This is a genomic window from Achromobacter spanius, assembly GCF_002812705.1.
GTDB classification, from domain to species: Bacteria; Pseudomonadota; Gammaproteobacteria; order Burkholderiales; family Burkholderiaceae_B; genus Achromobacter; species Achromobacter spanius.
Genome location: NZ_CP025030.1, coordinates 2,775,858 through 2,798,590, shown reverse-complemented (window position 1 = coordinate 2,798,590; position 22,733 = coordinate 2,775,858). Strand labels below are relative to the sequence as shown.

Below are 22,733 nucleotides of genomic sequence, written 5' to 3'. Positions count from 1 at the left end.
TCGGCTCCCAGTGGCTTGCGGGGTTAGCGGGGGGTGGCGTTGGCGCCGGCGGCAGCACTGGGGGTAGCACTAAGACTCGCCAGATAAGCGCGCCAGCCGCCAAAGGTGGTGATGTCGCGCGCGCCATCCAGGCCGCGCGGTTCGCAGATGAAGCCCTTGACCAGGCGGCCGTCTTCCAGCTCCAGCGTGCCGATGCCCAAGGGCGCGGGAATCTCGGCCACGAAGGCGCCGAACGCCGTCACCGGCACATCCCACAGTTCCACTTCAATCGGCGCGCCGGACTCGGACTTCACCAGCCCCGGCTTGGGCGGCGTGGTGTTGGCCAAGGCATACAGGCGGTAGTCGCCCGCCGTGCGGGTCTTTTCCACCAGCACCGCATTGCGCGATGTCAGTTGATGGTTCAGCGGCATGCCGGTCAGGTGCGCGCCCACCACCGCCACGCGCACGGTGTCGGCGGGCGGGGTCGCCACGTCCATGCCGGCCGGCAGCGGCGCGCCCGTGGCGCCCAGCGGCAGGCCACGCTGCGCTTGCCACAGGCGGCCGAACTGCGCCAGCGCGCGGTCCTGCCAGGCCAGGCCGATCAGCGTGATGCCCGACGGCAGGCCGTCGGCGCGCATGCCGGCCGGCACCGCCAGCGCCGACAAGTCGGCCAGGTTGGCAAAGTTGGTATAGACACCCAGCCGCGAATTCAGCGTGACCGGGTCGGCTTGAAGCTGCGCGATGGTGTAGATGGACGGTGAGGTGGGCACCACCAGCGCATCAAAGCCCGCCAGCGCCTGATGGATGCGCCGCGTCAGATCGGCGCGGCGGTATTCTGCCTTGAAGGCATCCAGCGCGCTGTAGTTCGCGGCTTGCTCGACGATGCCGCGCACGACGGGGTTGATGACGTCCGGCGTCTGCTTCCACAGGTCTTCCACCGCCGCGAACCGTTCGGCCACCCACGGCCCTTGATACAGCAGCGCGGCCAGTTCATTGAAGGGCGCGAAGTCTATCGTTTCCACCTCGGCGCCGGTGGCCTTCAAGGCGCGCACGGCGTCGTCGAACACCGTGGCCGCCTGCGCGTCGCCGAAGAATTCCAGCGTGGCGGGGATGGCCAGCTTGGGCGCGCGCGGCCAGGGCAGCGAGGCGCCGGCAGGCATCTTGCGCGAATAGGGATCGCGTTCGTCAAAGCCGCCCGCCACCTCGGCCACCAGTTCGGCATCGGCCACGGTCAGCGCAAAGATCGACACGCAATCCAGCGTGCGGCACGCCGGCACCACGCCTGCCGTGCTGAGCCAGCCCTTGGTCGGCTTCAGACCCACGATGTTGTTGAAGCCCGCCGGCACGCGGCCCGAGCCCGCCGTATCGGTGCCCAAGGAAAACGCCGCGATGCCACGCGCCACCACCGACGCGGAACCGGAGCTTGAGCCGCCGCTGACGTAGTCGGCGTTGAAGGTGTTGGCCACCGCGCCATGCGGCGAGCGCGTGCCCACCAGGCCGGTGGCGAACTGGTCCAGATTGGTCTTGCCGATCAGGATGGCGCCCGCCGCGCGCAGGCGCTGCACCACGGTCGCATCCTCGCCCGGCGTGTAGGCAAATTCGGGGCAGGCGGCGGTGGTGGGCCAGCCGGCCGCGTCGATGTTGTCCTTGATGGCGAAGGGCACGCCATACAGCGGCAGGCGCGCCAGGTCGCCGCCGGCGGCGGCCAGCATCAGCCGCAGCCCGTCCAACTGTTCATCCAGCGTGACGCGGTCCACCCGCTGTATCCAGGCGTTGTCCACGGGCCCGTCTTGCGGCGCGGCGTAGTCCGCCAAAAGCGTTTCGGGCTGGGCCCCGCCTTCGCGATAGGCGGCTTGCCATTGCGCGATGGTCCAACCGATGGGGCTCGTCTGCGTTGCTGCGGCGTTCATGCTGGAATCCTTTCTTGTATACAAGTACGGATTCCCAAGCAATCTGCGTGCCATGTTTGGCGGCTGGTCGGCCTTCCCTATGGCGCCGTGCGCCGATGCCGTCAAACACGCATGGCACGCGGCTTACCGGCCGCTACGCCCGCACCGCAAGCGGGCAGGATGCGCACCTGTTTTGTGCATGGCGCACGGTTTTGATCCGACCACGCCACGCGCGCAAGACCCAGCCGTATTCGCGTAAACACCCCCTCTTCATACAGCGGCCCGCCCGGCCTTCGGCACTTGGCATGCCTTTTGCTTTGATGTCCTTGAAGTCCTTGTTGTCGACTGTTTTCAGAGATCGTTCCTGCCGGCCAACCCGGCACATACCAATCAGGAGTCACCATGAAACGCAGACTAGCCCTTAAGCAACTGACCGCCGTGAGCCTGTTGGCCATGTCCGGCTGGATGCCGCAGGTATTCGCCGCCGAAGACACCATCAAGGTCGGCATCCTGCATTCCTTGTCGGGCACCATGGCCATCTCGGAAACGTCGCTGAAAGACGTTGCGCTGATGACCATCGACGAAATCAACGCCAACGGCGGCGTGATGGGCAAGAAGCTGGAAGCCGTGGTGGTGGACCCCGCGTCGAACTGGCCGCTGTTTGCCGAGAAGTCGCGCCAGCTGCTGTCGCAAGACAAGGTGGCGGTGGTGTTCGGCTGCTGGACCTCGGTGTCGCGCAAGTCGGTGCTGCCGGTCTTCAAGGAACTGAACGGCCTGCTCTTCTACCCCGTGCAATACGAAGGCGAAGAGCTTGAGAAGAACGTGTTCTACACCGGCGCCGCGCCCAACCAGCAAGCGATCCCGGCCGTGGAATACCTGATGAGCGAAGACGGCGGCGGCGCCAAGCGCTTCGTGCTGCTGGGCACCGACTACGTCTACCCGCGCACCACCAACAAGATCCTGCGCGCCTTCCTGCATTCCAAGGGCGTGAAGGACAGCGACATCGACGAGGTCTACACGCCGTTTGGTCACTCCGACTACCAGACCATCGTCGCCAACATCAAGAAGTTCGCCACCGGCGGCAAGACGGCCGTCATCTCGACCATCAACGGCGATTCGAACGTGCCCTTCTACAAGGAACTGGGCAACGCCGGCCTGAAGGCCACCGACGTGCCGGTCGTGGCGTTCTCGGTGGGTGAAGAAGAACTGCGCGGCGTGGACACCAAGCCCCTGGTCGGTCACCTGGCGGCATGGAACTACTTCCAGTCGGTGAAGAACCCGGTCAACGAAGACTTCATCAAGAAGTGGAAGGCCTATGCCAAGGCCAAGAACCTGCCCAACGCCAACACGGTCGTGACCAACGACCCGATGGAAGCCACCTACGTCGGCATCCACATGTGGAAGCAGGCCGTGGAACAGGCCAAGACCACCGACGTGGACAAGGTGATCGCGGCGATGGGCGGCCAGAAGTTCAGCGCGCCGGATGGCTACACCATCGAAATGGACAAGAGCAACCACCACCTGCACAAGCCGGTCTACATCGGTGAAATCAAGGCGGACGGCCAGTTCAACGTGGTGTGGAAGAGCAAGGGCCCGATCCGTGCCCAACCCTGGAGCCCGTACATCCCGGGTAATGAAAGCAAGCAAGGCCTCTAAGCGGAGCTAGCATGCACATCGCGGCAATCGCCCATTTCTTGCGTCGTTTCATTCTTGCGTGGCTGCTGGCCATGCCACTGCTGACCGCGCCCGCGGCGGCGGCGGGCGTGGACCCGGCCCTGCTTGCGCCGCTGACCGGCGACGACACGGACGCCAAGCTGCAAGCGATTGCCGCGCTGGGCCAGTACCCTGACCCGGGCGCGGCCGCGGTCTTGCAAGCGCTGGGCAATGACCAGCTCTATGCAACGGCCGATGGCCGCGTGCTGATCGGCATCGACAGCACGCGCGCCACCGACCCGACGACGGGCGCGGCCGTGGATCTGCCTGCGGGTTCCGGCACCGTCAGCATCAACAACCGCCTGCGCCGCGCCATCCAGGCCGCGCTGGCGGGTTCGCGCTTGTTCTCGGACCAGCCAAACGAACGCCTGGATGCCGCGCGCCGCCTGCAACAAACGGGCGACCCGGCGCGTCTGCCCATGCTTGAAAAAGCATTGGCTACAGAAAAGAACGAGGCCGTGCGCGAGGCGCTGTTGATCGCGCAGGCCAACCTGGAATTGAAAAGCACCGACCCCGCCAAGCGTCTGCATGCCGTGGAGGTACTGGGCGAAACACGCAACGCCGCCTTCCGCCCCGTGCTGGCCTCGCTGACGCAGCAGCGCGACGGCGTCTACACGGAGCCCGATGCGACCGTGCGCGACGCGGCGGCCGCGGCGCTCAAGCAGATCGACCGCCATCTGGCCACCATCGAATGGGCGGGCAACCTCTTTTATGGCATCAGCCTGGGCAGCGTGCTGCTGCTGGCCGCGCTGGGCCTGGCCATTACCTTCGGCCTGATGGGCGTCATCAACATGGCGCACGGTGAATTGCTGATGATCGGCGCCTACGTGACCTATGTGGTGCAGACGCTGTTCCGCGCCTGGTTCCCTGGCTGGCTGGACTGGTATGTGGTGGCCGCGCTGCCGCTGGCGTTCGTGGTGACGGCGCTGGTCGGCATGGCGCTGGAACGCACGGTGATCCGCTGGCTGTACGGACGCCCCCTGGAAACGCTGCTGGCCACCTGGGGCATCAGCCTGATGCTGATGCAAGGCGTGCGCACGCTGTTCGGCGCGCAGAACGTGGAAGTGGGCAACCCCAGCTGGATGTCCGGCGGCATCAACGTGCTGGGCGGGCTGGTGCTGACCTACAACCGCATCGTCATCATCGGCTTTGCCTTCTTCGTGGTGTTCCTGGTGTGGGTGCTGCTGAACCACACGCGGCTGGGCCTGTTCGTGCGCGCCATTACGCAGAACCGACGCATGGCCGATTGCGTGGGCGTGCCCACCGGGCGCGTGGACATGCTGGCCTTTGGCCTGGGCTCCGGCATCGCCGGGCTGGCGGGCGTGGCCCTGTCGCAGCTGGGCAACGTGGGGCCGGACCTGGGCCGTGGCTACATCGTGGATTCCTTCATGGTGGTGGTGCTGGGCGGCGTGGGCCAGTTGGCCGGCACCGTCATCGCCGCGATGGGCCTGGGCGGCGTGAACAAATTCCTGGAGCCCTATGCGGGCGCCGTCATGGCCAAGATCACCATCCTGGTGTTGATTGTGCTGTTTGTCCAAAAACGGCCGCAAGGCCTGTTCGCCCCCCGCGGCCGGAGCGTTGAATGAAACAGACCGCGCTGACCGATCTGACCCTGCTGACCCGTCGCCCGCTTTTTTCGGGCCGCGCCTGGACAGCCCTGGCCGTGGCGGCCGCGCTGCTGGCGCTGCTGCCGCTGCTGAACCTGGTGTTTCCGCCGGGCCATGCGCTGCACGTGTCGGCCTACGCCGTGGCGCTGCTGGGCAAGTTCATGTGCTACGCCATGGCCGCGCTGGCCCTGGACCTGGTGTGGGGCTATGCGGGCATCCTGTCGCTGGGGCACGGCCTGTTCTTTGCACTGGGCGGCTACGCGCACGGCATGTACCTGATGCGCGCCATCGGCCGCGACGGCGTCTACCAAAGCAACCTGCCCGACTTCATGGTGTTCCTGGATTGGAAGAGCTACCCCTGGTACTGGTCCTTCACCGAACACTTCTGGTACGCCATGCTGCTGGTGGTGCTGGTGCCGGGCGTGCTGGCGTTTGTGTTCGGCTACTTCGCCTTCCGCTCGCGCATCAAGGGCGTGTACTTTTCGATCATCACGCAGGCGCTGACGTTCGCCGCCATGCTGCTGTTCTTCCGCAACGACACGGGCTTTGGCGGCAACAACGGCTTTACCGATTTCAAGCGCATCCTGGGCTTTGACATCACCGCGCCGGGCACGCGCGCCACCTTGTACTGGATCACGCTGGCCGCCTTGGCCGGCGCCTTGATCCTGGCGCGCATCGTCACGCAATCCAAGCTGGGCCGCGTGCTGACCGCCGTGCGCGACGCCGAAAGCCGGCTGCGCTTCATCGGTTACGACCCCTTGGGTTTCAAGCTATTCGTGTGGACCTTGTCGGCCGTGCTGTGCGGCATCGCGGGCGCTCTGTACGTGCCGCAGGTGGGCATCATCAACCCCAGCGAAATGTCCACCGAGACCTCGATTGAAATGGTGATCTGGGTGGCCACGGGCGGGCGCGGCACGTTGATCGGCCCCATCATCGGCGCGGGCGCGGTCAATGGCCTGAAGACCTGGTTCACCAGCGTGTTGCCCGAATTCTGGTTGTATGCGCTGGGCCTGATCTTCGTGCTGGTGACGCTGTTCCTGCCCACCGGCATCGTCGGCCTGGCCCGCCGCATCACGGCACGCTTGCAGGAGAAGAAGGCATGACCAGCACGCACACCGAACTGGCCACGCTGGACGGCGGCCCCAGCGGCGACGCCGGCTACGGCCGCGTCAGCCCCAAGGGCCTGGACACCAGCCACGGCGCCATCCTGTATCTGGAAGGCATTACCGTCAGCTTCGATGGCTTTAAGGCGCTGAACGACCTGACGCTGGACATCGGCGTGGGCGAACTGCGTTGCATCATCGGCCCCAACGGCGCGGGCAAAACCACGATGATGGACGTCATCACCGGCAAGACGCGACCCACCGCCGGCACCGCGTTCTTTGGCCAGAGCATCGACCTGACGACCTTGAACGAAGCGCAGATCGCGCACGCGGGCATCGGCCGCAAGTTTCAGCGGCCCACGGTGTTTGAACAGCACAGCGTGTTTGAAAACCTGGAGCTGGCGATGAAGACGGACAAGCGCGTGCGCCCCACGCTGTTCTCGCGCTTGACCAGCGAACAGGCCGACAAGATCGGCGAAACGCTGGACTTGATCCGCCTGCGCCCCGAAGTGCAACGCCCTGCCGGCCTGCTGTCGCACGGCCAGAAGCAGTGGCTGGAAATCGGCATGCTGCTGATGCAGGAACCGCAGTTGCTGCTGCTGGACGAACCGGTTGCCGGCATGACCGACGCCGAAACCGAACGCACCGGCGAATTGCTGAACGAACTGCGCGGCCGCCATTCGTTGATGGTGGTGGAACACGACATGGACTTCGTCAACCAGATCGCGGGCGACGGCAAGGTGACGGTACTGCACGAAGGCTCGGTACTGGCCGAAGGGCCGATGAGCAAGGTGCAGGCCGACCCGCGCGTGATCGAAGTCTACCTGGGGCGCTAAAGATGCTGGACGTAAGCACGATCAACCAATACTACGGCGGCAGCCACACGCTGCGCGGCGTGTCGCTGTCGGTGCGCCAGGGCGAATGCCTGGCGCTGCTGGGGCGCAACGGCGTGGGCAAGACCACGCTGCTGAAATGCGTGATGGGCGTGCTGCCCGTGGCCAGCGGCAACATCGCGTTCGACGGCGCCGACATCACGCGCCTGGCGCCGCACCAGCGGGCCGCGCGCGGCATGGCTTATGTGCCGCAGGGCCGCGACATCTTTGCGCGGCTGACGGTGGAAGAGAACATCCTGATGGGCATGGCGACCAAGCCCGCCGCGCGCGCGCGCCGCATCAAGGAAGAGGTCTTTGAACTGTTTCCCGTGCTGAAAAGCATGTTGTCGCGGCGCGGCGGCGACTTGTCCGGCGGCCAGCAGCAACAGCTTGCGATTGCGCGCGCGCTGGTGGCCGAGCCCAAGCTCATCATCCTGGACGAACCCACCGAAGGCATTCAGCCGTCCATCATCAAGGACATCGCGCGCGTGATCCACATGCTGCGCGAACGCGGCGACATCGCCATTCTGCTGTGCGAGCAGTACTTCGATTTCGCGCGCGAGCTGGCGGACCAGTTCGTCGTGCTGTCGCGCGGGGAAGTGGTGGCCAGCGGCGACCGCAGCACCATCGATGGCGAGGACGTGCGCCGGCACTTGTCGGTATAGCCGAGGGCTAACGGAAACACCATGAGGAAAAAGACGCGGGCGGGCGTCTTAAGATTTCCTTGATACTGCGCACGCATCGGAAAACTGCTCCGATATAATTCCGCTCCATGTGCTTCGCTACTTTCCTGACCCGCCCCAACCTGTGGATCGCGCTTGCCGCGATCCTGTGGGCGTCGTTGGCGCCGTCGCTAGCCCATGCCTTGAGCCTGTCGCCCGACGGCCATCACATTCATCGCATCAGCGTGGAGTACTGCGCCAGCGAAGGGGACGCCAGCGGCACCCTGACGCTGGAAGTGCCGCACAACGAATCGCACAACGACCTGCACGATAGCCCGCACGGCAGCAAGGCCGATGACGCCCATGGCGACCATCATTGCCCGCTGTGCCGCAACCCCCAAGCCGACGTGAGCATCCTGCCTGCGCCCGTGCCCGTGGTGCCCGCCCCCGTGGGCCGCGCCATCACCTACCCGCCGCTGTTCTTCCTGGCGGAAAACTCCCTTCATGCCTGGAGCGCGGTACAGCCGCGCGCACCGCCCGCAAACTGAGCTGGGCTTCGGTTGTTCGCCGCATTGGTTTTCCGACACGTCGGTTTTCCGTCATTGCTTGCGGCAGCGCCATGCGCCCACGCCACCGTCTTCCCCTGACACGCACGACTAGCGGTTTCGGCCGCCAGGCTTAGCGCCGTCGACATCAGCCCCTTGCGACTCGTCGCGCCCCGCTTATCGCTAGCGGCGCGCTGGATGCGCTCGCTCGTTTGCTCGTTTGCTCGTTTGCCGACCTCCGACATGAAACACACGACTCTCTACACCTTGCTGCTGGGCGCCATCGCCGGCAGCCCGGCCCTGGCCGCCGAACCCGCCGTGAAGACCCTGGCGCCCACCACCGTCTACGGCGCGGGCTACGCCGCACCCGCGCCCAATGGCGTGATCGACCTGGACGCCCACGACAATACCGGCAGCCGCCTGGGCCTGACGCTGCGCGAAACGCCGGCCAGCGTCACCGTGATCTCGCGCGAGCAGATCGAAGCGCGTGGTTCCTTGAACACGCAGGAAATTGCGCGCGGCATCCCCGGCGTGGACAACGCCTCGCCCCCGGGCAATGCCGGCGCGGTCAGCTATCGCGGCTTTTCAGGCGGCCAGGTGTCGCAACTGTTCAACGGCATTTCCGTGCAGTACGACGCCATCGCCGGGCGCCCCATCGATAGCTGGATCTACGATCGCGTCGAGGCCATCGGCGGCCCCGCCACCTTTCTGTTCGGCGCGGGCGCGGTGGGCGGCGCCATCAACTACGTGACCAAGCTGCCCGAGCGCGACACCTTCTATGACGCCCAGTTCCGCCTGGGTTCGTTCGACAGCCGCCAATATTCCATCGGCCTGAACCAGCAATTGGCGGGCGATGCAGGCGGCCAAGGCCACTACCTGCGCATTGACGCCAACACCGGTTCCAGCCACGGCTGGGTCGACGGCAACCATAGCCGCGCCACCCAGGTGGCCGCGTCCTTGCTGTCGGACCTGGGCGCCGACGTGACCCAGACCTTCGCCTTTGAGTTCCAGCGCGAACAAGTCGACCGCCCCTACTGGGGCACGCCGCTGAAGACCAACGCCAACGGCGTGGTGCAAGGCGCGGGCCACATCATGGATGGCACGCGCTTCAAGAACTACAACGTCAACGACGGCCTGTACGAGCAGTCGGTGCTGTGGGCGCGTTCCGTGACCGAATGGCGCGCGGGTTCGAACCTGACGTTGAAGAACACGCTGTACCACTACCGCGCGGACCGCGACTTCCGCAACCTGGAAAGCTATCGCTTCAACGCCGACAACAGCCTGGTGCTACGTTCGGGCGCGTTGCTGCAACGGCACGAACAGCGTCTGGTGGGCAACCGCGTCGAAGGGCTGTATCGCTCGTCCATCGCGGGCCTGCGCAGCGATTGGTCGTTCGGCGCCGACATCAGCCAGAACAAGGTCACGCGCTTTCCCACCAGCCTGTCCGGCACCGTGGACGCCGTGGACCCCTACGATTTTTCGGCGGGCGATTTCTACGACATCCCCGGCATGACGCGCGGCCACAAACCCGACCGCGAGAACCGCATCCGCACCTTTGCGCTGACGCTTGAAAACCGCACGCAAGTGCTGCCCGGCGTGGCGATTGTGTCGGCGCTGCGCAAAGACTTCATCGACCTGGACCTGACCAACCGCCGCGCGGTCACCGCCACGTCACCCGCCAGCGCGCAGCGCAGCTATTCGCCCTTGACCGGACGTCTGGGCGTGAACTGGGAGATCAGCCCGGAAGCATCGCTGTACGCGCAGTACGCGACGGCGGCGGATCCCCCGTCGGGCCTGATGGCCACCGCGTCATTCGCCGACGTGCTGAACAACGACAAGCTCACCACCGGCACGCAGGCCGAAGTCGGCGGCAAGTTCAACTTCTGGGATGGGCGCGGCGCGGCCACCGTGTCGGTCTACGAGATCAAGCGCAAGAACCTGGCGACGTCTGACCCCAACAACCCCGGCGTCAGCGTGCCGGTGGGTGCGCAGTCCGCACGCGGGGTGGAGCTGGCGGGCGGTTTGCAACTGACCTCCAAGCTGTCGCTGCAAGGCAACGTGGCCTTTGTGGACCCCAAGTACGACGACTTCACGCAGTCGGTCGGTGGGGTATCGGTATCGCGCAACGGCAAGGTGCCGACCAACACGCCGCGCCGCCTGGCGAACGTGTGGGTGGACTACGCCTTCGTGCCGGACTGGAACGCCAGCGTCGCGGCGCGCTACGTGGGCCGCGCGTATGCGGACGCGGCCAACACGGTGTGGGCGCCGTCCTACATGGTGTTTGACGCGGCGCTGTCGCACCGGATCAACCGCAACGTGGACGCCACCTTCCGCGTACGCAACCTGACCGACAAGGTCTACGCCGCGAACAGTAGCCCCACGATGTACTACCTGGGCGCGCCGCGTTCGGTGGAACTGACCTTGCAAATGCGGTTCTGACGAACGCGCCTAAGGGGAATGCCATGAGCGCCACGTCCACACGCCAAGCCGCAAGTACGGCCGCAGGTAAGCCCGCAAGGGCGCCCGCAATGAAGCCGGAAGGGAAGCCCACCCGCCGCGCCGGGCCGCCGCTGTCTTCCCGCCTCAAGCGATGGCTCTACCTGACCCATCGCTGGGCCGGCATCGTGCTGTGCCTGTTCTTTGCCATGTGGTTTATTTCCGGCGTGGTGATGATGTACGTGGGCTACCCCAAGCTGACGCCGCAGGAAAGGCTGACGCACCTGGCGCCGCTGGATGCCGCCGCGATCGCCATTACGCCCGCCCAGGCGCTGGCGGCGGCGGGCGCCCGTGACACAAGCGGTTTGAGCCTGGCCGCCACGCGTGCCGGCGCGCCGGTCTATCTGGTGCCTGGCGCCGCGCGCACGGCGCCCACGGTGGTGGATGCCGCCAGCGGCGCCCTGCTCCCGCCCGCTGATGCCGCCGTGGCCAAGGCGTCAGCGCTGGCGTGGTTCGGCGGCCAATACGCCGCGCGCCATCAGGAGACGCTGGACGAAGACGTCTACACCCACTCGGGGTCGCTGGATGTGCACCGGCCGCTGCACCGCATCGACATGGATGACCCGGCGCGCACCCGGCTGTACGTCTCGTCGGCAACCGGCGCGGTGGTGCTGGACGCCACTCGCAACGAACGCGCGTGGAACTACGCAGGCGCGTGGATCCATTGGCTGTATCCGCTGCGCGGCAATGCGCTGGACCGCTGGTGGCACGACGTGGTCGTGTGGCTGTCGGTGGCCGGTGTCGTGCTGGCGCTGACGGGCACGGTCGTGGGCATCCTGCGCTGGCGCTTTTCGCGCCCCTACGCCACGGGCAGCCGTTCGCCCTACCGCGAACGCATGATGCGATGGCATCACATCAGCGGCCTGCTGTTTGCCGCCATCACCATTACCTGGATCTTCAGCGGCCTGATGTCGATGAACCCGTGGAAGCTCTTCACCAGCACGGCCGCGCCGCTGGCACACAGCGCCTACGCCGGCCCCCCGGCCGACGCGCCGCTGGCCGCGCCGCGCGACCTGATCGCCGCCCTGCCCAGCGCCCCCCGCGAATTGGTGTGGACCCGCGCGGCCGGCCAGGACGTGGCGCTGGCGCGCACCACCGCAGGCACGCCGCGCGTGCTGTCGGCCACCAACGCCACACCCACCGCGTTCGCGGAAAGCGACTTGCGCGAGGCCGCCACGCGCCTGCTGCCGGGCGCAACGGTGCGTGATGTTCAGGTGCTGACCCACTACGACTTCTATTACTACGCACGCGACGCGCACGCCATGCTGGGCCATGTGGAAAAGCCGTTGCCCGTCTGGCGCGTGATCTACGACAACCCGCAAGCCACCTGGGTCTATCTGGACCCGGCCACCAGCCAGATCGTGGGCCGCCAAGACCGCAGCAACCGGGTCAGCCGCTGGCTGTTCTCGTTTCTGCACAGTTGGGACTGGACCGGCCTGTTGTCACGCCGACCTCTATGGGACGTCTTGCTGATCGTCCTGAGCGTGGGCGGCGCGGCGTTGAGTCTGACGGGTGTTGTGATTGGGTGGCGTCGGCTGGGCAAGAAGCTGCGAGGCGGATGAAGCAGCAGGATGAAGCAGAAGTATCAAGCAGATGGATGAGGCTGAAGTCTCATCCCGAAGCACGGTTCAGGTAAATCGCGAAGCGCGTGTCCAGAAGTAAAAGCCCGCATTCAGCCGCATTTTGTAAGCGAACTGACGGGTAAGCCCACTACCATCGCGGCTATTGATTATTACGCTTCGATGACGTGTCATGAATGCTCTGGATGCTTTGAACCATGCCCTGTTTCTGTCGATCAACGCCGACCCGGCCACCGCCGCCTGGCAGATCCAGGCCGCCTTGCTGCTGGCCAACCGCTTGATCCTGTTCGTGCCGGCCGCGCTGGTGGCGATGTGGCTGTGGGGCGGGCAGGCGCAACGCAGCCTGGCCCTGAAGGCGCTGACCAGCATCGGCGCCGCCTTGTTCATCAGCTACCTGTGCGGCGCGCTGTGGCCGCAGCCGCGTCCCTTTGTGCTGGGCCTGGGCCATGCGTTTTTCCCGCACAAGGCCACCTCGTCATTCCCCAGCAACCACACCATCATCATCGCCACGTTTGCGTTCGCGCTGATTTTTGACCGACGTTGGGCGGGCTGGGGTTGGGCGGCGCTGCTGGCCGCCTTGGTCGTGGGCACGTCACGCGTGTACCTGGGCGTGCACTTTCCCCTGGACATCGCGGGCGGCCTGATCCTGGCGCCCATCGTGTCAGCGGCCACCGCGGCGGTGTGGAACCGCGTCGGCGCGCCGCTGACCCAGGCCGCGCAAGCCCTCTACCGCAAGCTGCTGGCCATGCCGATTGCGCGCGGCTGGATCCGCGCGTAGCGGCTTCAATTGCCGACCGAGCAGCGGACCGAGCAGCGAACCCGCAAGCTCAGTTGATCGCCACCTTCGCGTCCTTCACCAGCTTGGCGTAGTTGGCGGTATCCGTGCCGATGCGGGCGCGCATCTGCTCCGGCGTGTCGCCGATGGGCACCGCGCCAATCTCGGCCATGCGGCGCGAGAAATCGGGCGACTGGATGATCTTCACCATCTCGGCGTTCAGGCGCGTTACCACGTCCTTGGGCGCGCCCGCCGGCGCCAACACGCCGAACCAGGTGCCCATGTTGAAGGGCTTCAGACCGGCCTCTTCCATCGTCGGCACGTTGGGCAGCGCCGCTGAACGCTGGTTGGTGGTGACGGCCAGCGCCCGCAACTTGCCGCTTTGTATATGCGCCAGCACGGGCGTGATGGTGTCGAACGACATATCGATCTGGCCGCCCAGCAGGTCTGTCGTCAACGGCCCGCTGCCCTTGTACGGCACGTGCAGCAGCTTGACGTGACCTTGCTGCTCAAACTGCGCGCCAATCAAATGCTGCCCGGTGCCCATGCCGTTGGACCCGAAGGTCAGCTTGCCGGGCGCGGCCTGCGCCAGTTTCAACAAGCCTTGCACGGTGGTCGCGTCCAGCTTGGGGTTGACGACCAGCACGTTGGGCACCAGCGCCACCGTGGTGACCGGCGCGAAGTCCTTCTGGAAGTCGTAGTGCAGGCTCTTGTAGACGCTGGTGGCGATGGTGTGATGCACGGCGCCCATCAGCAAGGTGTAGCCGTCGGGCGCGGCCTTGGCAACGTAGTCCGCGCCCAGGGTCGAGCCCGCGCCGGGCTTGTTTTCCACCACCACCGGCTGGCCCAGGCTTTTGCTTAGCTCCTGACCCAGCGCGCGCGCCAGCACATCGGTGGTGCCGCCCGCCGGAAACGGCACCACCAGGCTGATGGGCTTGGCGGGATACGTCTGTGCAACGGCCATGCCGCCTGCCAGCGGCAGGCTGAACAGGCACGCGAACGCCAACGCGCGCGCGCGGGTAATTTGCTTGGACATGCTTGTCTCCTTGGACTACGAATGGACTTCGCTTCTTGTTGTATTGCCGGCCAGGCGCCCTCCAGCGCTATGCCGCTTTCACTGCCCTGCCCTGCGCCAGCCGCGCGCACACCGCGGCCGTGACAGCTTCGGTGGTGGCCTGGCCGCCCAGGTCGCGCGTGTGCAGCGCGGGCGTGCCCGTGACTTGTTCTATGGCTTGCATCAAGCGTGCCGCCGCATCTAGTTCGCCCAAGTGCTCAAGCAGCATCACCACCGACCAGAACGTGCCGACCGGATTCGCCAAGCCCTGGCCCATGATGTCGAACGCCGACCCGTGGATGGGTTCGAACATGGACGGGTAACGGCGTTCGGGGTCGATGTTGCCGGTGGGCGCAATGCCCAGGCTGCCGGCCAGGGCCGCGGCCAGGTCGCTGAGGATGTCGGCATGCAGGTTGGTGGCGACAAGCGTGTCCAGCGACGCGGGCCGGTTGACCATGCGCGCGGTGGCCGCGTCCACCAATTCCTTGTCCCAGGTCACGTCCGGAAATTCACGGCTGACTTGCAGCGCGATCTCGTCCCACATCACCATGGCATGGCGCTGCGCGTTCGATTTGGTGACCACGGTAAGCAGCTTGCGCGGCCGTGATTGCGCCAGCTTGAAGGCAAAGCGCAGGATGCGTTCGACCCCGGCGCGCGTCATGATCGACACGTCGGTGGCAGCCTCGATGGGATGGCCCTGGTGCACGCGCCCGCCCACGCCGGAGTATTCGCCTTCGGAGTTTTCGCGCACGATGACCCAGTTCAGTTGCTCGGGCGTGCAGCGCTTGAGCGGCGCGTCGATGCCGGGCAGGATGCGCGTGGGGCGCACGTTGGCGTACTGGTCAAAGCCCTGGCAGATCTTCAGGCGCAAGCCCCACAGGGTGATGTGGTCGGCAATGTCGGGGTCGCCCGCCGAGCCGAACAGAATCGCATCTTTGTCGCGCAAGGCGTCCAGCCCATCGGCCGGCATCATCACGCCGTGCTGTCGGTAGTAGTCGCCGCCCCAGTCGAAATTCTGGAACTCGAAATGCAGTCCGCCTTCGTCGGCCAGGGCCTGCAAGACGCGCTGGCCGGCCGGAATGACTTCCTTGCCGATGCCGTCGCCGGGAATGGTTGCAATGCGATAGGTCTTCATGGCCGACAGGGCTCCTTGCTGATAAGGGTCTGTCGGCAATGTACCGAGCGCCGCGCGCCGTGCGCGCAGCGCCATTCACAACATCTTCAACTTCAGGTTGAAGATGTTGTGCCGGGGATCAGCAGCGGCTGACGTTCAGGTTGTTGATCAGGTTGTTGAATGTCTGACGCAGGCTGTAGGCGTCGTCGACGATGGTGGGGCGCATCATCTTGAAGGCGCCCGTGCGCGCGGCGTCTTCCTTGTAGCGGCCGCTTTCCGTGTGCTCCAGCACCTTGCGTCCCGCCGCCAGGAAGGCGTTGGCTTGCATCATCGTGCTGGCGCAACCCTTGGGGTCGGCTTCGCGGGTCTTCTTGTCAAAGCCCAGCGCCATCTCGTTGAGCTTGTCCAGGTCTTGCTTGAAGGCGTCCTTCTTGTCGCCCAGGCCGGTGCCGTCAAAAATGCCGGTCGCCTGATTCAGCGTGGACTTGCCGTAATACACCATGCCGGCGCGGTAGTAGGCCACCGTGTCCTTCTTGGCCTTTTCAAACGCTTCCTTGGTGTTGGCGGTGTCCTTCACGGAAATGCCGTGATAGAAGGCGCTTTCCGCCTTGGCCACCTCGGTCAGCGCAGCCACGTAGGCCGGGCTTTTCTCGCGCGCCAGCGCGCCGTTGTCAGACAGGAAGGTCTTGGCGGCGGCGTAGTTCTGCAGGTCGGTGCTAAGCGGGGCGAGCTTGCCCAAGGCCTGCGCGAAGTCCTTGGCGGCAGCGTCGATCTCGGGAATGGCGGGCTGCATCGCCAAGGCTTTTTCCAGCTTTTCCTTGGTGCGCAACACCATGATGTCGTTGCCGATGACGTAGTCCTTGACGGGCTTCTTGTCGGCCAGCTTGGGCACCATGTACTGCTCGTACTGGTCCAGCGTTTCTTCAAACGACTGGTTGATGCTGTTGGCCGCATCGACGTACTGGTTGTACTTGACGATCTCGGCCTGGGCGGTGCTGGCTTCGGCGGTTTTCGCTTCCGGCTTGGCGTTGTCGTCGCCGCACGCGGCGAGCATCAACGTGGCGGCTAAAAGGGCGGACATGCACAAGGGGCGCGACATAAACATCTGTTCTCCGAAAAAGGGAACGCATCATATGCCGCCGCCATCGTTAACACGCTACAAAGTCATTCAGACCTGTCACAAGGGTTTGCAAGATACGACCTTCTGCTGAAAACCCGATCGCGCTAGCATGGCCCGCATGACATTCGCCCCCGACATCCACGAAGAATCCATACGGCTTGCCTACCGCCCGCCCTACGACTGGGAGGCCATGCTGGGCTTTCTGCGCCTGCGCGCCATTCCTGGCATCGAGCGGGTGGACGGCGACCGTTATTCCCGCACGATCAGCCTGGATGGCATGCAGGGCACGATCCGCGTGCAGCCTGCCAAGGGCAACGCGTTGCAGGCCACGGTGCGCGTGGCGCGCGCGGATGCGCTGCCGGCCATCGTTGCGCGGATACGGCGGGTGTTTGATCTGGACAGTGATCCGGTGGCGCTCGCCGCGCGGTTTGCGCACGACCCGGTATTGTCCGCGCTGATCGCCGCGCGCCCCGGGCTGCGGGTGCCGGGCGCGTGGGACGGCTTTGAATTGGCGATGCGCGCCGTGCTGGGCCAGCAGATCACGGTGTTGGCGGCCATCCGGCTGGCGGGCAAGCTGGTGGCCGCGCACGGCGCCTTGCTTGCGCAGCCCGAAGATGGGCTGACACATGTATTCCCCACGCCCGAGGTGGTGGCGCCCGCCGAGCTGGCCGTGCTGGGCATGCCGCGCAGCCGCGCGGCCACCTTGTCCGCCGTGGCCGCGGCGGCGGTGGCCGACCCGCAATTGTTCGAACCCGGCAGCAGCCTGGAAGACGCCGTCACGCGGTTGCGCGCCATCCGGGGCATCGGCGAATGGACGGCGCAATACATCGCCTTGCGGCAACTGCGTGAGCCGGATGCGTTCCCCAGCGCGGACATCGGCCTGATCCGGGCCTTGGAAAAATTGGAATCGCGCGCCTACACGCCCAGGCAACTGCTGGCGCGTGCCGACTCATGGCGGCCCTGGCGGGCCTATGCCGCGCAGCATTTGTGGTCGGCGGGCTGAGGGTTGAACTGCATCCGGGCTGAACCGCATTGGAGCTGAACCGGATCCAGGCTGAACCCCATCCGGCCTACCAGCGCGCTTGCGATTCCTGCTGGAAATAGCCGACCAGGAAGTCCACGAAGATGCGGACCTTGGCCGATAGGTGATGGCGTTCGGGGAACACCGCGTAGATGTCCGCCTGCGGCAGCGCGTAGTCTTCCAGCACGCGCACCAGCCGGCCGCTGCGCAGGTAGCGCGCCAGATCCCATTCGGCACGCTGCAAGATGCCCAGGCCCGCCAGGCCCCAGGTCAGCGTCACTTCGCCATCGTTGCTGCTCAGCGCGCCGCGCACCTTCACGGTTTCGCTGCGGCGCCCCTTGGTAAACCGCCACAGGCTGTAGGCATCTTCGTTTTGCCGCAGCACGATGCACTGATGGCGCGCGAGGTCATGCGGCGTGGTCGGCACACCATGCGTCTTCAGGTAGCCGGGGGACGCGCACACCAGTCGGCGGTTGGGCGCGATCTTGCGGGCGATAAGACGTGTATCGGGCAGGTCGCCGAACCGGATCGCCACGTCGAAAGCATCGCGCACGAAGTCGGCGGGGCTGTCTGTCAACTGCAATTGCAGCGTGACGTCGGGGTATTTCTGCGCGAATTCGGCGATGGCGGGTGCGATGTAGCTGCGGCCAAAGCCCAAGGGCGCGTTGACCTTCAGGCGCCCGCGCGGGCTGTCCTGGCGGCTGGCGATAAGCTGGTCCAGGTCTTCGATTTCATCCAGGATGCGGCGCGCGCTTTCCAGGTAGACCTCGCCTTCGGCGGTCAGGCTCAGACGGCGGGTGCTGCGGTTGAACAAGCGCACCCCCAGCCGCGCCTCGATCTGCGCAAGCCGTTTGCTGACGGCCGCCGGGGTCACATCCAACTGCCGGGCGGCGGCGGACATGCCGCCCGCGCGCGCCAGCTCAACCACCAGTTGCAGTTCGCTGGAGTGCCCCATGGCGATCGGCCGGGGCGCCTAGTCGCGGAAGTTCTCGAACTGCAGGGGCAGGTCTACGTCGGTTTTTTTCAGCAGCGCGATGGCGGCTTGCAGGTCGTCGCGCTTCTTGCCGGTGATGCGCAGCTTGTCGCCGTTGATCTGCGATTCCACCTTGAGCTTGGCGTTCTTGATGGCGGCGATCAGCTTCTTGGCCACGGGCTGTTCGATGCCCTGCTTGATGGTGACTTTCTGGCGCGCGCCGCCCAGGTTTTCCAGCGGGTCGGCCACGTCCAGGCAGCGCACGTCGATGCCGCGCGCCGACAGGCGGCCGCGCAAGATGTCGAGCATCTGCTTGAGCTGGAACGCGCTTGTGGCAACCTGGGTCACGACAAAGCCATCCAGTTCGAACTTGGCCTCGGTGCCCTTGAAGTCGAAACGGGTGGCGAGTTCACGGTTGGCTTGGTCGATGGCGTTGGTGAGTTCGTGTTTGTCGACTTCGGAGACGACGTCAAAAGTAGGCATGACACGGGTCCTGTTGGTGATGAGTGAAATTAAGCCGCCTATTTTACCGGCCCTGGAGCGGGCTTCACATCGTCAACACCAACAGGCGGTCCGGTTGCAGTGGATGCGGGATCACCTGCGCGTCGATGCCGAACGCCAGGTACAGGTTGGCGGCGCTCAATACGTCCCCCGGCCTGCCCTGCGCGATATCGCGGCCCCCGCTCAGCAGCAGCAGGCGGTCGCACCAGCGCGCGGCCAGGTTCATGTCATGCAGGATCACCAGTACGCCCGTATTGCCGGTGTGCGCCAGTTGCCAGGCGCGGCGCAGCAAGTCGGTTTGATGCTTGGGGTCCAGGCTGGCGGTGGGCTCGTCCAGCAGCAGGTAGCGCGCTTCACCGGGCGCGCGCGCGGCGTGGCATTGCACCAGTACGCGCGCGAACTGCACGCGCTGCTGTTCGCCGCCCGACAGTTCGGGATAGCGGCGGCCGCCCAGGTGGGCCGCATCGGCCAGGTCCAGCGCCTGGGTGACCAGCGCATCGACCTGGGCGGGCGCCAGTTCGGGAAAGGGGTACGCGCCCATGGCGACCACTTCGCGCACGTCCAGGTCGAAGGTCAGGCCCGGCTTTTGCGGCAGGACGGCGCGGCGCCGTGCTTGCCGTGACAAGGCCATGTCGGCAAGCGCCGCGCCGTCCAGGCTCAACTGGCCGGCCTCCGCCGACAGCTCGGCCGCCAGCGCCCCCAGCAGCGTGGACTTGCCCGCGCCGTTGGCCCCCAGCAAGCCCACGACTTCACCGGGGCGTACCGCCAGCGACACATCAGTCAGGATGCGCGTGCCACCGCGCGACAGCGTCAGTTGGTGTGCGGCAAGCGTCATCCCAGCCTCCGTCCGCGCGCCAGCAGCCACAGGAAGAACGGGCCGCCCACCAGCCCCGTGACCAGGCCGATCGGCAATTCGGCGGGCACGACCACCGTGCGGGCCATCCAATCGGCCAGCACCAGCGCCAGGCCGCCCGCCAGCACCGTGGCGGGCAGCAGCCAGCGGTGATTGGCGCCCAGCGTCATGCGCACCAGATGCGGCACCACCAGCCCTACAAAAACGATGGTGCCGGTAGCCGCCACCAGCGGGCCGACGATCAGCGCGCTGGCCAGCACCAGTTGCGCGCGCACGCGCTTGAGCGCATAGCCCAGGTGCTGGGCCTCGCGCTCGCCCAGCAGCAAGGCGTTCATCACGCGCCATTGGCTGATCAGCCAAGCGCTCATCAGCAGCACCCACGGCCCCAGGAAGGCCAGCACATTCCAGTTGGCCCCGCCCAGGCTGCCCATGTTCCAGAACGTCAGGTCGCGCAGTTGCGCATCGGTGGCCACGAAGGTGAACAGCCCGATCACGCTGAACGACATCGCCGTGATGGCCACGCCGGCCAGCAGCAGGCCCGCCACGCCCGGCACGCGCCGGCCCACGGCGTAGGCGCACATTGTGGCCACCAGGCTGCCGACGAAGGCCGACGGCGCGGTGATCCAGAAGCCGCCCGAAGTCAGCACGATGGCGGCCACCGCCCCCAAGGCCCCGCCCGCGGAAATGCCGATCAACCCGGGCTCGGCCAGCGGGTTGCGAAACAGCGCCTGCATGGCCGCGCCCGATATCGCCAGCCCCGCGCCCGCCACCACCGCGAACAGCACGCGCGGCAGGCGGATGTCGACGAGCACATTGCGCCACAGGGCGTTGTCCGGCGTGGCCGGCCCCCACAGCAGCGCGGGCAGTTCGCGCAGCGGTATCGACACCGCGCCGTGGGCGCTGGCGGCCAGCACGGCCATTACCAACGCCACGGCCAAGAGGCCCAAGGCCAAGGGCGCGCTAACGCGCCATGACATGGGCAACCTCTTGCTTGAGCTGGGTCAGCGCCAAGGGCAGGCGCGGCCCCATGCCCAGGATCAGCAGGTCGTCCATGACCACCACGCGGCGCTTGGCGGCCGCCTGCGACCCGGCGATACCCGGCTGCGCCAGGAATTTTTCCATGCCGCCGCCGGCGTCCAGCGACGCCTTCGTCACCACGATCAGGTCCGGCCCCAGCGCGCCGATGGCCTCGGCGGACAAGGGCTTGTAGCCTTGCTGCCCGTCCAGCACGTTGACCAGCCCCGCCAGATGCATGACTTCGTTGGCAGCGGTGTCGCGGCCCGCGCCCTGCGGCGTGCCGGTGCGGTTAAGTAGCAGCAAGGCGCGCGCGCGCGTGGCCGGGATGGCTTCGGCGCGCGCGAGTTCGCGGGTGACCTCGTCCACCATGCGCTCGCCCGCGGGCGCGACGCCCAGCGCCTCGGCCACCGCGCGGATGCGCGCCTTCAGTGAATCCACCGACGGCGCATCCGATACGGTGACCACGCGCACGCCCACGCCGGCCAGCCGCTTGAGCGCGTCCGGCGGCCCCGCCTGTTCGGACGCCAGCACCAGGTCGGGCTTGAGCGACAGCACGCCTTCCACCGGCACGGCGCGGTAATAGCCCACGCGCGGCAGCTTGGTGGCGGCTTCGGGATACAGGCTGGACAGGTCGTCGCCCACCAGCCGGTCGCCCTCACCCAAGCCATAAACGATTTCCGTGACGCTACCGCCCAGGCTCACCACCCGGCTGGGTTCGGCGGCATGCACGCCCACCGCGACGACCCAGCCCAACGCAATTGCCAACCATTTTTTCATCAAGCGTCCTTGGATTGTCTTCAAACCGCCAGCGGCGCGCCGCACAGGCCCACCATCAATTCGCGCCAGCCCGTCAGTTCCGGCTTGCCGGGCTTGCGCTCGCCAAAGAACTGCACGATCAGGTCGCCCGTGGCGGCATACACCTCAAGCGAGGTCACCCAGCCGTCGGACGTGGGCTTGTTCACCACCCAGGCCGACGCGATGGCGGTGGTGTCCAGATGCAGGTTGAACTTCGGGTCCAGCACGTTGTACCAAGGGCCGGTGCGGCGCAGTTGCTGGACGGGGCCGGTATGGATCTGGATCATGCCGCGATTGCCCACGAAGCACATGATGGACAGGCCCGATTCCGCCGCCGACTGCAACATGCGTTCAACCGATTCCGCCGGCACGGGCTGCGCCAGGTCTTCACCGGCCGCCGCCAACGCCGCCAGGCGCGACACCTTGAACTTGCGCAACAGCGGGAAGAATTCGTGCGTGTCTTTCATGCCCAGCCAGGCTTCGCGCCAGCTTGCCGCGTCATCAACCTCGTCCGCATCCGTGGCGGGCGCATAGGCTTCGAGGGTGGGCCATTGCGCGTCGCCCGCGAACTTTTGCACCAGCGCGTCGTAGGCAGCGGCATTGGTGGCCTCGGTGCGGTAGACCTTGTGCACCGCCACGCCGGCGCCGTCGAAGAATTGCAGGCTGTGGCGGCCGTCCTGCTCAACCGCCCAAGCGGATTTCCACGCGGTGAAGAACACGCGCAGGTCAATGTCGGGCCCCAGCACCAGGCCCACCGGGCCGTCGGCCTGGATATCCAGATACGCGCCGTGGCGCTCGTGCACGCACCAGTCGTTGCGCGTCAGGGCCATTACTTCGCCCAGCGTGCCCAGTTCGCGGAAGATGTCTTGCGGCGCGCCGTGCAGCGCGGTGGACCTCACGCCGCCACAGCCCGCCGCAATCCACTCCGCCTCGGACACGCCCAGCGCCTGCGCCAGGTTGCGGGCGCGCAGGCCCGGTTGCGACGCGGCCAGCGTTTCGTTGCGGGCGCGCAGTGCTTCAGCGCGGGTGTTGAAATCTTGATTCGTCATCGTAGGCCTCCAGCC

20 protein-coding genes are annotated in these 22,733 nt (G+C 66.3%); 10 read left to right on the top strand and 10 right to left on the bottom strand.

Going from position 1 to position 22,733, the window contains the following annotated elements; genetic code table 11:
• Positions 1-23: 23 nt before the first annotated feature.
• The gene (gene atzF / locus CVS48_RS12660) at positions 24-1,889 is read right to left on the bottom strand and encodes an allophanate hydrolase (RefSeq protein ID WP_100854760.1); all 1,866 of its coding nucleotides are present in this window, start codon (positions 1,887-1,889) and stop codon (positions 24-26) included.
• 381 nt (positions 1,890-2,270) lie between these two features.
• On the opposite strand from atzF, the gene urtA reads away from it, so the two are divergent.
• The 9 genes from urtA (at position 2,271) to CVS48_RS12615 (ending at position 13,224) form a co-directional block, all read left to right on the top strand.
• The gene (gene urtA / locus CVS48_RS12655) at positions 2,271-3,524 is read left to right on the top strand and encodes an urea ABC transporter substrate-binding protein (RefSeq protein WP_100854759.1); all 1,254 of its coding nucleotides are present in this window, start codon (positions 2,271-2,273) and stop codon (positions 3,522-3,524) included.
• 11 nt (positions 3,525-3,535) lie between these two features.
• A complete protein-coding gene (gene urtB, locus CVS48_RS12650; protein ID WP_100854758.1) occupies positions 3,536-5,167 on the top strand; it encodes an urea ABC transporter permease subunit UrtB in 1,632 nt (543 codons plus the stop codon).
• Positions 5,164-6,291 carry an urea ABC transporter permease subunit UrtC gene (urtC, locus tag CVS48_RS12645; RefSeq protein ID WP_100854757.1) on the top strand — a complete coding sequence of 376 codons (1,128 nt, stop codon included), beginning with the start codon at positions 5,164-5,166 and terminating at the stop codon, positions 6,289-6,291. The genes urtB and urtC overlap by 4 nt, the downstream gene beginning before the upstream one ends.
• A complete protein-coding gene (urtD, locus tag CVS48_RS12640) occupies positions 6,288-7,127 on the top strand; it encodes an urea ABC transporter ATP-binding protein UrtD (RefSeq protein WP_100854756.1) in 840 nt (279 codons plus the stop codon). The genes urtC and urtD overlap by 4 nt, the downstream gene beginning before the upstream one ends.
• A 2-nt stretch (positions 7,128-7,129) precedes the next feature.
• A complete protein-coding gene (urtE, locus tag CVS48_RS12635) occupies positions 7,130-7,828 on the top strand; it encodes an urea ABC transporter ATP-binding subunit UrtE (RefSeq protein WP_100854755.1) in 699 nt (232 codons plus the stop codon).
• A 107-nt stretch (positions 7,829-7,935) separates the two neighbouring features.
• Positions 7,936-8,373, top strand: coding sequence for a DUF2946 domain-containing protein (locus tag CVS48_RS12630; RefSeq protein ID WP_100854754.1), 438 nt, complete (start codon positions 7,936-7,938; stop codon positions 8,371-8,373).
• 240 nt (positions 8,374-8,613) lie between these two features.
• On the top strand, positions 8,614-10,809 hold the full coding sequence (locus tag CVS48_RS12625; protein ID WP_100854753.1) for a TonB-dependent receptor: 2,196 nt from the start codon (positions 8,614-8,616) through the stop codon (positions 10,807-10,809).
• 89 nt (positions 10,810-10,898) lie between these two features.
• Complete coding sequence (locus CVS48_RS12620) at positions 10,899-12,428, top strand: PepSY domain-containing protein (protein WP_100854752.1); 1,530 nt, start codon at positions 10,899-10,901, stop codon at positions 12,426-12,428.
• Positions 12,429-12,618: 190 nt separating this feature from the next.
• Positions 12,619-13,224 (top strand): phosphatase PAP2 family protein, encoded by a 606-nt coding sequence (locus tag CVS48_RS12615; RefSeq protein ID WP_100854751.1) that lies wholly within the window; start codon positions 12,619-12,621, stop codon positions 13,222-13,224.
• A gap of 49 nt (positions 13,225-13,273) precedes the next feature.
• Here the strand turns inward: CVS48_RS12615 and CVS48_RS12610 are convergent, their stop codons facing one another.
• The 3 genes from CVS48_RS12610 to CVS48_RS12600 all read right to left on the bottom strand — a co-directional run bounded on the left by CVS48_RS12610 (position 13,274) and on the right by CVS48_RS12600 (position 16,470).
• Positions 13,274-14,257 (bottom strand): Bug family tripartite tricarboxylate transporter substrate binding protein, encoded by a 984-nt coding sequence (locus tag CVS48_RS12610; RefSeq protein ID WP_100854750.1) that lies wholly within the window; start codon positions 14,255-14,257, stop codon positions 13,274-13,276.
• 67 nt (positions 14,258-14,324) lie between these two features.
• On the bottom strand, positions 14,325-15,410 hold the full coding sequence (locus CVS48_RS12605; RefSeq protein ID WP_100854749.1) for a tartrate dehydrogenase: 1,086 nt from the start codon (positions 15,408-15,410) through the stop codon (positions 14,325-14,327).
• 118 nt (positions 15,411-15,528) lie between these two features.
• On the bottom strand, positions 15,529-16,470 hold the full coding sequence (locus CVS48_RS12600; RefSeq protein ID WP_242001292.1) for a DUF3829 domain-containing protein: 942 nt from the start codon (positions 16,468-16,470) through the stop codon (positions 15,529-15,531).
• Positions 16,471-16,627: 157 nt separating this feature from the next.
• Here CVS48_RS12600 and CVS48_RS12595 point away from each other — a divergent pair, with 157 nt between their 5' ends.
• Positions 16,628-17,512, top strand: a complete 885-nt coding sequence (locus CVS48_RS12595; RefSeq protein ID WP_100857632.1) for a DNA-3-methyladenine glycosylase family protein — start codon at positions 16,628-16,630, stop codon at positions 17,510-17,512.
• A gap of 67 nt (positions 17,513-17,579) precedes the next feature.
• Here CVS48_RS12595 and CVS48_RS12590 read toward each other — a convergent pair whose 3' ends face one another.
• The 6 genes from CVS48_RS12590 to CVS48_RS12565 form a co-directional block, all read right to left on the bottom strand.
• Positions 17,580-18,485, bottom strand: coding sequence for a LysR family transcriptional regulator (locus CVS48_RS12590; protein WP_100854748.1), 906 nt, complete (start codon positions 18,483-18,485; stop codon positions 17,580-17,582).
• Between the two features lie 18 nt (positions 18,486-18,503).
• Complete coding sequence (locus CVS48_RS12585; RefSeq protein WP_100854747.1) at positions 18,504-18,986, bottom strand: YajQ family cyclic di-GMP-binding protein; 483 nt, start codon at positions 18,984-18,986, stop codon at positions 18,504-18,506.
• A gap of 64 nt (positions 18,987-19,050) precedes the next feature.
• Complete coding sequence (locus CVS48_RS12580; RefSeq protein WP_100854746.1) at positions 19,051-19,839, bottom strand: heme ABC transporter ATP-binding protein; 789 nt, start codon at positions 19,837-19,839, stop codon at positions 19,051-19,053.
• Complete coding sequence (locus tag CVS48_RS12575) at positions 19,836-20,834, bottom strand: FecCD family ABC transporter permease (protein ID WP_167400985.1); 999 nt, start codon at positions 20,832-20,834, stop codon at positions 19,836-19,838. Before CVS48_RS12575 ends, CVS48_RS12580 begins: the two co-directional genes overlap by 4 nt.
• Complete coding sequence (locus tag CVS48_RS12570; protein ID WP_100857631.1) at positions 20,818-21,651, bottom strand: heme/hemin ABC transporter substrate-binding protein; 834 nt, start codon at positions 21,649-21,651, stop codon at positions 20,818-20,820. The genes CVS48_RS12575 and CVS48_RS12570 overlap by 17 nt, the downstream gene beginning before the upstream one ends.
• A 20-nt stretch (positions 21,652-21,671) precedes the next feature.
• Positions 21,672-22,718, bottom strand: coding sequence for a hemin-degrading factor (locus tag CVS48_RS12565; RefSeq protein ID WP_100854745.1), 1,047 nt, complete (start codon positions 22,716-22,718; stop codon positions 21,672-21,674).
• Positions 22,719-22,733 lie beyond the last annotated feature (15 nt).